Source organism: Sphingorhabdus contaminans (genome assembly GCF_007280415.1).
GTDB classification, from domain to species: Bacteria; Pseudomonadota; Alphaproteobacteria; order Sphingomonadales; family Sphingomonadaceae; genus Sphingorhabdus_B; species Sphingorhabdus_B contaminans.
In genome coordinates this window covers 383,591-393,696 of the sequence record NZ_VKKU01000001.1, presented here as the reverse complement: position 1 = coordinate 393,696, position 10,106 = coordinate 383,591, and the positions used below count along the sequence as shown (strand labels likewise).

The 10,106-nt window shown below is 57.7% G+C and carries 12 protein-coding genes; 3 read left to right on the top strand and 9 right to left on the bottom strand.

All coding sequences use genetic code 11. The features are described 5' to 3' along the window. Position 1: 1 nt before the first annotated feature. The 7 genes from FOM92_RS02065 to FOM92_RS02035 form a co-directional block, all read right to left on the bottom strand. A complete protein-coding gene (locus FOM92_RS02065) occupies positions 2–1,735 on the bottom strand; it encodes a peptidoglycan D,D-transpeptidase FtsI family protein (protein WP_143775114.1) in 1,734 nt (577 codons plus the stop codon). Continuing rightward, a complete protein-coding gene (locus tag FOM92_RS02060; protein WP_143775113.1) occupies positions 1,732–2,280 on the bottom strand; it encodes a hypothetical protein in 549 nt (182 codons plus the stop codon). Before FOM92_RS02060 ends, FOM92_RS02065 begins: the two co-directional genes overlap by 4 nt. A gap of 8 nt (positions 2,281–2,288) precedes the next feature. After that, entirely contained in the window at positions 2,289–3,245 is a 957-nt protein-coding gene (gene rsmH / locus FOM92_RS02055; protein ID WP_143775112.1) for a 16S rRNA (cytosine(1402)-N(4))-methyltransferase RsmH, read from the bottom strand. After that, positions 3,242–3,733, bottom strand: coding sequence for a division/cell wall cluster transcriptional repressor MraZ (locus FOM92_RS02050; protein WP_143775111.1), 492 nt, complete (start codon positions 3,731–3,733; stop codon positions 3,242–3,244). Before FOM92_RS02050 ends, rsmH begins: the two co-directional genes overlap by 4 nt. Positions 3,734–4,047: 314 nt before the next feature. Continuing rightward, positions 4,048–4,884 (bottom strand): Gldg family protein, encoded by an 837-nt coding sequence (locus tag FOM92_RS02045; protein ID WP_170226769.1) that lies wholly within the window; start codon positions 4,882–4,884, stop codon positions 4,048–4,050. Positions 4,885–4,892: 8 nt separating this feature from the next. Beyond that, positions 4,893–5,183 (bottom strand): hypothetical protein, encoded by a 291-nt coding sequence (locus tag FOM92_RS02040; RefSeq protein WP_246087120.1) that lies wholly within the window; start codon positions 5,181–5,183, stop codon positions 4,893–4,895. A 56-nt stretch (positions 5,184–5,239) separates the two neighbouring features. Further along, on the bottom strand, positions 5,240–6,232 hold the full coding sequence (locus FOM92_RS02035; RefSeq protein ID WP_143775109.1) for a cysteine synthase A: 993 nt from the start codon (positions 6,230–6,232) through the stop codon (positions 5,240–5,242). Between the two features lie 203 nt (positions 6,233–6,435). On the opposite strand from FOM92_RS02035, the gene FOM92_RS02030 reads away from it, so the two are divergent. The 3 genes from FOM92_RS02030 (at position 6,436) to FOM92_RS02020 (ending at position 8,947) form a co-directional block, all read left to right on the top strand. Then, entirely contained in the window at positions 6,436–8,529 is a 2,094-nt protein-coding gene (locus FOM92_RS02030; RefSeq protein ID WP_143775108.1) for a TonB-dependent receptor, read from the top strand. Positions 8,530–8,606: 77 nt separating this feature from the next. Next, positions 8,607–8,729: an entericidin A/B family lipoprotein gene (locus tag FOM92_RS02025; protein WP_143775107.1), complete on the top strand. Its 123-nt coding sequence runs from the start codon at positions 8,607–8,609 to the stop codon at positions 8,727–8,729. A gap of 92 nt (positions 8,730–8,821) precedes the next feature. After that, the gene (locus tag FOM92_RS02020; protein ID WP_143775106.1) at positions 8,822–8,947 is read left to right on the top strand and encodes an entericidin A/B family lipoprotein; all 126 of its coding nucleotides are present in this window, start codon (positions 8,822–8,824) and stop codon (positions 8,945–8,947) included. 11 nt (positions 8,948–8,958) lie between these two features. On the opposite strand, the gene tatC is transcribed toward FOM92_RS02020, so the two are convergent. Beyond that, positions 8,959–9,732: a twin-arginine translocase subunit TatC gene (gene tatC / locus FOM92_RS02015; RefSeq protein WP_143775105.1), complete on the bottom strand. Its 774-nt coding sequence runs from the start codon at positions 9,730–9,732 to the stop codon at positions 8,959–8,961. Beyond that, positions 9,729–10,064, bottom strand: a complete 336-nt coding sequence (tatB, locus tag FOM92_RS02010; RefSeq protein ID WP_143775104.1) for a Sec-independent protein translocase protein TatB — start codon at positions 10,062–10,064, stop codon at positions 9,729–9,731. The genes tatC and tatB overlap by 4 nt, the downstream gene beginning before the upstream one ends. Between the last annotated feature and the right edge of the window lie 42 nt (positions 10,065–10,106).

Here is a 10,106-nt window from a genome sequence, read left to right as displayed (position 1 = left end):
CTTACTCTCCCTTTGCCTTCCACAATAGAGGCATCAGTTCCGAAACATCAACATCGCGCTTCATATCGGGTATAATGCCCAGGAGCGGACCGATGCGCGTGATTGTTTTCTGGACCACCGGTGCAGCGGTATAGCCAGCGGTTCGCTGAAAGCTAGCCTCTGCGGTGCCCTTGGGTTCGTCGAGCATGGCCAGCACCACATAGCGCGGATTGTCCATCGGGAAGGCGGCGGCGAAGGTGGCGACAACCAGGCTGCGGTTATATCCGCCAACGCCCGGCTTTTCCGCCGAGCCCGTCTTGCCGCCCACGCGGTAACCCAGCGCGTCCGCCTTGCGACCCGTACCATCGACAACGATCATGCGCATAAGCTGCCGCATGCGGGCGCTGGTCGCTGCGGTAAAGACGCGCTTTCCGGGCAGCTTTGCATTGGGGTCCGTCTTGAACATCGTGGCCGGACGGTAAATCCCGCCATTCACCATCGCGGCATAGGCGCTGGCAAGATGCAGCGGCGTCACCGCAATACTGTGGCCGAAACCGACCGTCATATTGGTCAGCCGCCCCCATTTTTTGGGATAGATCGACTTTGCCTTTTCCGCGAGTTCGATATCGGGCCGGCTGTTGAAGTGCATCGTCCGCAACATGGCATCCATACGCTCCGCACCCAGATTGTCGGCGATCTGCGCGGTCACGATGTTCGAGCTGTGGATCAAAGCCTCAGGCGTATTCAGCCAGCGCCCCGATGGATGGGTGTCGCGGATCTTGAAGCCGCCAATTTCAATGGGCTTCGTCGCATCATAGCGGATCGACAGGTCGCGTACCGTTCCGGCATCAAGCGCAGCCGCCACCGTCAAGGGTTTGAATGTCGAACCCAGTTCATAGACACGGTTCGTCACATTGTTGGTCTGGCGCGAAATAGGATAGCGGCCATCGACGATGGTTTCACCAAGATCCGGAATATTCGCGAACACCGGGCGGTTGGGGTTGAACGATGGCAATGTGGCCATGGCAACCACCTCCCCCGTTTGCACATCAAGCACGATGCCCGCTGCACCTTTCGCACCATTGGAGCGCATGCCCGACAACAGCTCGCTCTCCAACGCCGCCTGAACGCGGACATCCAGCGCCAGGTTCAACGGCTTCGATCGTTTTGCAGGGTTGCGGAGATGTTCGTTCATCACCCGCTCCATCCCCATGGCGCCGTTACCGTCACGGTTTACAAAGCCCAGGACATGCGCAGCCATATCATGCTGCGGATAAAGGCGGGTTGCCTCACGCGGAAATTCAATGGCAATTTCGCCAAGGTCATGCACCTGACGCACCTGTTCCGGAAGCGCACGCTTGCGCAGATAGCCAGGCTTGTCGGCGGTAAGCTTGCCGTAGAACTCCGCCGCGCTTGTATCGGGGAAGATCGCGGCCAACTGCTTGGCCAGCTCTTTGCGGTCACCAAGCAACTGGTCAGGCTTTACCCAGATCGCATAGCCGTAAATGCTGCGCGCCAGCGGCACGCCGTTCCGGTCGACAATATCGCCGCGGTCGGGAACATAGTCGGTATTTGTCGCGCCATAGGCACGGGTGCTTTCAAAGAGCGCCAGTGTCGCCAGCCGCCCGATCAGCAGAAGCACAAACAGCCCGAATGCTGCCAGCAAGACCAGCAGCCGCCAAAATCCCAATGCCGCAAATGGCGGCGTACCAATCCCGTTTTTGCGTGTTGTCGTCCGGGCTGCCAATATGGTCATCGACCTTTGCGCTCCCGGTCTGCCTTGGCCGCAATGTCACGCATCAGGTCGTCGGACAGCAGCTTTTCGTCCATTCTTGCCAGACGCTCCGTACGGCTTTGCTCAACCTTGGGGGCCTGGACAGACGATGCTGCATTTGAAACCTGTGCAACCTTGATGTCCGGTTCGGACGGAACAGGTGCAGCATTATGGCCGCCGTTTCCGATTGAACCGGACGGCTGATCGTTGGATGCGACCATTACAGGTTTGGTGACCGGCAAATCCGAGCTCAGGCCGGCAAGCGCGGCTTCGCCATCGACAAATTGCGCTGCGGTGGGTGGCGCATATCCGTAAAGCAACTCGTTCCATTCTTCGAGCTGCTGCAGACTTGCACGCGTCCGGATTTCAGCCTGAAGGAAACTGATTTCCCGCTTGGTATTCAGAATTTCGCGATCCACAGCAATCAGATCACTGTGCACCGCCGCAACATTCAGCGACAGCGGATAAAGCAGAATAGCCACCATGAACACCAGCGCCAGCCAGCCTAAATTCTTTAAACGCTTCATGGCGAGACTCATGCTGCCAATCCTCCTTCTGCCCATGCGGGCGCTGCTGTGCGGGTTGCCGTTCTTAAAGTGGCCGAACGTGCCCGCGGGTTTCGGTTGAGTTCCGCCTCGGAAGGACGGATGGCCTTGCCGGCCTTTTCAAAAGTGGATGCAGGGCCAGCATTTGCGACCACCGGGATATGCCTGGACCCTGCACCCTCCGCGCCACTACGGCGGCGCAGAAACTGTTTAACAATGCGATCTTCGAGGCTGTGAAATGTCACCACAGCCAAACGACCGCCTGGCTTCAGCATGCGTTCTGCTGCCTCAAGCCCGTCGGTAAGTTCATCAAGTTCGCGGTTGATATGAATACGGATTGCCTGAAAAGCCCGCGTTGCCGGGTCTTTCGGGGCGCCGGGCTTATGGCCCACGGCTTTGCGCACGATCGCGGCCAGTTGCGCCGTTGTGGTCAGGGGACGTGCGGCAACAATCGCGCGCGCAATCCGGCGCGAACGATGCTCTTCACCATAACGATAGATCACATCGGCAATTTCGGCCTCGTCAGCTTCGTTGACGAAATCGGCGGCAGACATTCCTTCCTGCGCCATCCGCATATCCAGCGGACCATCTTTTTGGAAAGAAAAGCCACGTTCGGCCCGGTCAAGCTGCATGGACGACACGCCGATGTCGAGGACGACGCCGTCAACGCTGGTGATACCATCGGCCAGCAACACGGTGTCGAGATCAGAAAAGCAGGCCGAGTAGAGGCGCAAAGCACCTCCACTGCGGCCTGCAAGGTCCGCACCTTCTGAAAGGGCATCGGGATCGCGGTCAAACGCGTAAACGCGTGCACCGCCAGCCAGTATCGCTTGGCTGTATCCTCCTGCCCCAAAGGTGCCATCCACGATCTCTGAGCCAGGGGTGATGGCCAGAGAGTGAATTACTTCATCCAGCAAAACGGGAATATGGGGAGCCTGCGCGGTCATTTGTCGCGCTTTCCGGCCTGGGCGAGCCAATAGTTCAGCTCGTCCTTTACGGCATCGAAACCTGCGGGGGCGTCGGACAGGAACACGTCCGGATTCCACAGCATGAAGTGCGTGGTCGCGCCGAAGAAGAATGCCCGGTCTTCGATTTTCCCGAAGTGGCGCAGCATGGGCGACAAAACAAAGCGCCCGCTGGCTTCGAAATTTGTTTCAAAAATAGATGAGGCCGACACACCTGCAAGTTCGCGGTCAAATTCGACGCCACGGCTGATCGCGCTTTGCCATTGTGCCTCGACATCGGCGCGCAGCTTCAAACGCTCCGCCCCGCCAAAGCCGATCAGGCAGGGCAATTTGGAATGGCGTGCGATGCAGACGGTATTGGCGCCGCTCGATGCCTGAACGCTGTCACGAAGTTCGGCAGGAATCGTCGCACGGCCCTTGGCGTCTACAGTAGACACCCCCGAACCTGCATAGACGACCAATGCTGACACAGCTCTAACCCACCCTCCGAAGCAGGGCGCAGATTGCCGACCATGGCGAAAGGACATCGCCATGCGGACGCCGGAACGACCGTAAGAATCAGGAATCCACCCCTTGGATGACTGGGCATACCAAGGGATTTTATGGATGAAAAGAGGGAATTTATGGGAAAATTATCGATATTGTCGGTAAATATCTGTTTTCAATGCATATATTTTGAAATGCCCTTCAAAAAAACTGCCCCTTCTCCGCGCATATCCCACCCATTTCGCACGCAATTCTGCGGCTTTCCCATAATTTCCCGGCAAAGATGAAAACAAACCCGTCATTGACCCACAAAATCCCCGGCGACATCCTTGTTCGAACGGATCGCAGCAACCAGCTTTTCCACCCATATCAGATTTGGGAATTCATCGGTGCCGGTAACGACGCGAACCCCCTGACCCTCCCAATAAACAGTGTCGAGCAGATCGGCATCGGCCACAAGCACAGCGCGGCCCTTGCCGATCTTGCAGTCCGCCAAAATCCGTTGTTCCAATATCCGGCAGGCGTCTTTGTTTTCGCCCGGCTTTTCAATCCATTCGCCCGCGGTTTGGGTACGCAATGTCAGCCCGTTTACATTCAGCAATGTAATCGCCTCCTGCCCGGTCATGGGCAGAACAAGCTCCAGTCCCCAGTGGGAAAAGAGTGGCGACAACATGGTTGTGAACAAGGGGCGGCGTTTGTCACCTATCGGATAAAGACTTCCCCATTGCAGCGCCGGATCGGCAAATATCAGCAAACGTCCACCTGCACGGACCCAGCCATCAAGCTTTACCAGCTCCGCCGGCGTAAGCGCCCGCGGTTGCGCAAGGATAAGCATGTCCATTGCTTTGCCGTCCAGCACGTCGAAGCTGTCGACCGGACGGACATCATATTGCTCCTGCAAACGGGCATAGGCCGGATGCGGCTGCGCATCCTCGGAAAGATCGGCTTCGATACCGCCCTCGCTCCATTGCAGGGGCAAGGTCGTCATCAGGCCGATCTTGGGTTTGATCCCGCCTTCGTCGTTCTGGAAATAGCGCATGGCGGAAAGAAAGAATATCACGCCCAGAACCAGCAGCAAACCGACCAGCAGGCGCTTTTGCGCGCCGGAGCGAAGTAAGGATTTAAATGTGCGCATGGGCATCCTTATTGGGTGCGGCCCGGGACCTGCCGTATCGATTGCGCCGGTTCTTCAAGTGCCTTTTCCGCCTCATCATCCTTTGCAATCGGTGTCACGCCGAGTTCGGCCAGAGGCTCGTCCGGGGGCGCAGTTTCAGAACCGGCGATCACCGCGCTATTCGGGGTGGTGGCGGAGTCCGGGCCCGACTTCACACGGTCGAGTACCATATTCGCGAGACTGACAAACAAAAGCACGACGACAAGACCAATAACGCCGACCTGTATGCGCTGCAGTGCCGATTGGCGTGGTTCTACCATGTGACTTCTTTCTCGCGACAATGTTCAGACACGAACCGTATATGGAGAGGATAGCGTCAATTTTCCAGTTGCCAAGGCATGGGCGGCAGGTTTTTGGACTTCATCCATTCCGGATTGTAGATTGTCGACAGATAGCGAAAACCGGTATCGCACAGGATCGTAGCGACCCGGGCACCTTTGCCAAGCTGCTTTCCAAGCGCGATGGCACCGGCCACATTGATGCCGGACGACAGGCCGAGGCACAGACCTTCTTCGGCCAGAAGACGCCGGACCCAGACCAGGCCTTCCTCATCCGAAATCCGGAATTGCGTATCAATCGGTGCACCATCCAGATTTGCCGTGATACGCCCCTGCCCGATCCCTTCCGCAACGGAACTGCCTTCGGAGCGCAGCTCACCACATGCGAAATAATTGTAGAGCGCAGCCCCGTGCGGATCCGTCAGAGCGATTGTGACATTGTCATTCTTGGCCTTCAGCCCAAGGCCCACACCTGCGATGGTGCCGCCCGTGCCTGCTGCGCAGGTAAAGCCGTCGACACGCCCGTCCATCTGGGCCCAGATTTCTTCCGCCGTGGTTTCGATATGCGCCTTGCGGTTGGCGATATTGTCGAACTGGTTTGCCCAGACCGCATTGGGTGTTTCTTCGGCCAAACGGCGCGATGTGTGCACGAAATGCCCCGGATTTGAATAGGGCGCGGCAGGAACAAGAACCAGTTGCGCACCCAATGCGCGAAGTGTGTCCTTTTTCTCCTGCGACTGGGTCTCAGGCATCACGATGATTGTTTTATAGCCCAGGGCATTTGCGACCAGCGCAAGGCCGATACCCGTATTTCCGGCGGTCCCTTCCACGATGGTGCCCCCCGGTTTCAGCAGGCCCTGTTGTTCGGCGTCGCGCACAATGAACAATGCGGCACGGTCTTTGACCGACGCGCCGGGATTGGCAAATTCACATTTGCCGAAGATATCGCATCCGGCTTCTTCACTCGGTCCGCGCAAACGGACCAATGGAGTATTCCCGATCAGATCGAGTGTATTTGGCAAAGTCGTCATGCCGTCGGGTGCTAAAGACGTTCCGCCACATCCGCAAGACGCAGTGTGCAGGACATTGGCCGGACCGGCAGACCGGACGGCTGCCGCAATGCAAATCGTCGGGCCCAGCCGCCATTTCGTCGAAAGGCGCTTTTAGGTGTTGTTATATTATATCATATTGTCTATCTCTACGCGCCTCCCTTCAAAAAATGGTAATTATTTCAATGTTTCTAACACGTACGACGCTCTATTCCGCGAGCCTATGCGCGCTCTCCCTCGCCTTGGTTGCACCCGCACATGCGCAGCAAAGCGCTGCGACAACCGGCGATGACGATTTTCACACGGAAAAAGAAATTGTTGTAACGGCGCCCTATGTCGAGCGCCTCGACATCCTGTCCGGTACGTCAGCGCTGTCGGGTGAGGAACTGGCGTCCGAAACGCAGGGGCAGATCGGCGACATGCTGACCAGCATACCGGGCGTTTCTGCAACAAGCTTTTCGCCCGGGGCGTCACGCCCTGTCCTGCGCGGATTTCAGGGCAACCGCGTTTCGGTACTGACCGACGGTATCGGGAATATCGATGCGTCCAATACGTCGGCAGATCACGCGGTCACGATTGATGCCCTGACGACCGAGCGCATCGAAGTGCTGCGCGGTCCGGCAGTATTGCTGTTCGGCGGACAGGCCGTCGGCGGCGCCGTCAACGTCATCGATAAACGCATCCCGCGCGCGGTACCGTCGGAATCCGTCCATATCGACGCACTGCTCGGTTATTCGACCGTATCGAAGGAATATTCGGGCGGCGCATCGGTTGATGTTCCTCTGTCCGACCGCTTCGTCGCACATGTTGACGGCAGCTATCGCAAATCGAAAGATCTGCGCATTGGCGGCTACCTCCTTTCGCCGGAGCTGCGCGCCGAGGCGCTGGACGTGGCCGCAGATGAAGCCGCGCTCGGTAATGTGACCGAAGCGGCAAATGCACGCGACTGGGCCGATTTCCGCGGACGCCTGCCCAATAGCGGCGTGGAAACCTGGACATTCGGCGCCGGTGGTGCCTTCATCGATGATGGCGGCAGCCTGGGCGTTTCGTTCAATATCTACGACACGGTCTACGGCATTCCGGAGCGCCCCGAATTTACCGAACCTGTGGGCGGCGAAGTCAGCATCGACCTGCGCCAGTACCGGTTTGACCTTCGCGGGGAGGTGGAGCTTGGCGACGGCTTTTTCGACAAGGCCCGCCTGCGCGCCGGCTACGCCAACTATACGCATAAGGAACTGGAAGGTCCCGATGTCGGGACAACCTTTTTCAGCAAAGCCATCGAGTCCCGTTTCGAGCTGACCCAGAATGAAAATGGCGGCTGGCGGGGTGCAAGCGGCCTGCAGTTCCAGACCCGCGATTTTGAAGCCGTGGGTGACGAAGCCTTTTTGCCACCGACGCGCACGAACCAGCTCGGTCTGTTCACCTTGCAGGAATTTTCAGTCGGCGGGCTGGATACGGAAGTCGCGGTCCGCTTTGACCATGCAAATCTGGAGGCGCAGCCGCTCGGAATCACGCGCAAATTCAACAATGTGTCCGCGGCTTTTGGCATCGGCTATAATATTGGCGACCTGAAGATCGGCGCGAATGTGTCGCGCACCGGCCGCGCCCCGTCCGTCGAGGAACTATTCTCCGACGGCCCGCATGTGGCAACGCAATCCTTTGAAGTGGGTGACCCGGATTTGCGGAGCGAGCGCAGCTGGAATGGCGAGCTTTACGCCCGCTACGACAGCACCCGTTTCGACTTTACCACCACGGTGTATACCAACCGCTTCAGCAATTTCATTTATGAAAGCGAAACCGGCAATATCGTCGATGACCTGCCCGAATTTGTCTATCTGCAAAGAAAGGCCAATGTGTGGGGCATAGAGGCGGAAGCCAGTGCACAGCTTGGCCATGCCGCGGGCTTTGACGTGGTGGTCGACGGCGTAGCCGACTATACCCGTGCGACGATCAAGGGCGAAGGCCCTGCCCCGCGCATCCCGCCGCTGCGTCTTCAGGGCGGCCTTGAACTGCAGAGCGGCGCGCTCGACCTGCGGGGCGAGGTCGAATGGACCGATAGCCAGACACGCACGGCAGGTTTCGAAAACCCGACCGACGGATTCACCATGGTGAACGCCTCTGTCACCTGGCGGCCCTTTGGTCGTGACAAGAATATCAGCCTGATCGCGGCCGCGAACAACATCTTCGATGTCGAGGCACGACGTGCGGCATCCTTTACCAAGGATTTCGTCGCGCTCGCCGGGCGCGATTTCAGACTGACGGCGCGTTTCAGTTTCTGAAGCAGCGCCGTATTTTGTAAGCTTTTATTCAGTTTGACAGGTGCACTAAGCGGCACCTGTCACATTGGAGACCATTTATGCGTAAGTTAGCAACGGCAATCCTGATATCCGCCTCAATCCTGCTTTCGGCATGTAACACCGTCAAAGGCCTGGGAGAGGATATCGAGTCCGTGGGCGAAGCCGGCGACCGCGCAATCTGAACCCGCGCCTGTCCAGGCCGGAACATTAAACGCCTCTTTGTGTTGATAAGACAGGTCCTGACGACTTGCTTTAATCAACATAGGAGGCTTTCATGCGTAAACTTGCCACCGTAATTTTGCTCTCAGCTTCCCTTCTGGCTGCCGGGTGCAACACCGTTAAGGGTGCAGGCGAGGATATCGAATCCGTCGGCAAAAAGGGCGAAGAAATCATCAACTGAAACGCCGGAAATTATTCGGCAACGGTCTCGGATATTTCCGGGGCCGTTTTCGTTTGGCCACGATGTGTGAGCCAGATGGCAATGATCGCCAGTTCGTACAAAATGCACAAGGGTATCGCGAGCAAAAGCTGCGATACGACGTCGGGCGGGGTGAGGACGGCCGCAATGGCAAACGCCCCGACAATGGCATAACGCCGCCCGCCCTTTAACTGCGCCAGCGTAATGATCCCCGCCTTTTCCAGCAGCATGAGCAGCACGGGCAGAAGGAACGAGATGCCGAACCCGAATATGAATTTCATCACGAAATTGAGATAGTTATCGACACCCGGCAAAGCCTGCTGTTCCACACCGCCAACATTGCCGCCAAAGCCGAGCAGATAGTTGAGCGCCACAGGGATCGCCATATAATAGGCCATCGCGGCGCCTATGGTGAACAGGACGGGCGTTGCCAGCAAAAAGGGCAGAAACGCACGCTTTTCCTTGGCGTACAGTCCCGGCGCAACAAACCGCCAGAGCTGCGTTGCAAAGACCGGAAATGAAAAGAATGTCGCCGCGAAAAAGGCGACCTTAATCTCGACAAAAAAAGCCTCGAAAATCGCCGTGTAGATCAGCTTGTTTTGCCCCGATGCCAGCAAGGGCTGGACCAGAAAGCCGAAAATCTGACGGGCGAAATAAATCGAAATACCAAAGGCGATGGCGAGCGCCAGAAAGCTCCACAAAAGCCGGCTGCGCAACTCGATCAGATGATCGAGCAAGGGCATCTTGCTGTCGTCAATGTCGCTCATGACTTGGTCGGCGCCTCTGCCGCAGGTGCAGGGTTCATCGGAAGTTCGGGCTGCACCGGGGGATTTTCATCGCCGACAACATCGGCGCGCGGGTCGGCCGGATGTTCGCGCATGATGCGTTCATTTTCGGCCTTCCACTTTTTTTCCAGTTCCTCAAGCTCGGACTGGCGGACCATCTCGTCAAATCCGGACCGGAATTGGGCCGCCACACTGCGCGCCTTGCCGACCCATTTGCCGACCACACGCAAGACCTTGGGAAGATCCTTGGGGCCAATGACCAGCAAAGCCACAAGGACGACCAGCAGAAATTCGGACGAGGCGACGTCAAACATTCAACGCCCCCGATAACGAGGGCCTGGGGAACGTCGCGCACA

Coding starts and splice junctions, on each gene's coding strand:
- FOM92_RS02065 (WP_143775114.1), bottom strand. CDS start 1,735: ATGACCATATTGGCAGCCCGGACGACAACACGCAAAAACGGGATTGGT.
- FOM92_RS02060 (WP_143775113.1), bottom strand. CDS start 2,280: ATGAAGCGTTTAAAGAATTTAGGCTGGCTGGCGCTGGTGTTCATGGTG.
- rsmH (WP_143775112.1), bottom strand. CDS start 3,245: ATGACCGCGCAGGCTCCCCATATTCCCGTTTTGCTGGATGAAGTAATT.
- FOM92_RS02045 (WP_170226769.1), bottom strand. CDS start 4,884: ATGCGCACATTTAAATCCTTACTTCGCTCCGGCGCGCAAAAGCGCCTG.
- FOM92_RS02040 (WP_246087120.1), bottom strand. CDS start 5,183: ATGGTAGAACCACGCCAATCGGCACTGCAGCGCATACAGGTCGGCGTT.
- FOM92_RS02035 (WP_143775109.1), bottom strand. CDS start 6,232: ATGACGACTTTGCCAAATACACTCGATCTGATCGGGAATACTCCATTG.
- FOM92_RS02030 (WP_143775108.1), top strand. CDS start 6,436: ATGTTTCTAACACGTACGACGCTCTATTCCGCGAGCCTATGCGCGCTC.
- FOM92_RS02025 (WP_143775107.1), top strand. CDS start 8,607: ATGCGTAAGTTAGCAACGGCAATCCTGATATCCGCCTCAATCCTGCTT.
- FOM92_RS02020 (WP_143775106.1), top strand. CDS start 8,822: ATGCGTAAACTTGCCACCGTAATTTTGCTCTCAGCTTCCCTTCTGGCT.
- tatC (WP_143775105.1), bottom strand. CDS start 9,732: ATGAGCGACATTGACGACAGCAAGATGCCCTTGCTCGATCATCTGATC.
- tatB (WP_143775104.1), bottom strand. CDS start 10,064: ATGTTTGACGTCGCCTCGTCCGAATTTCTGCTGGTCGTCCTTGTGGCT.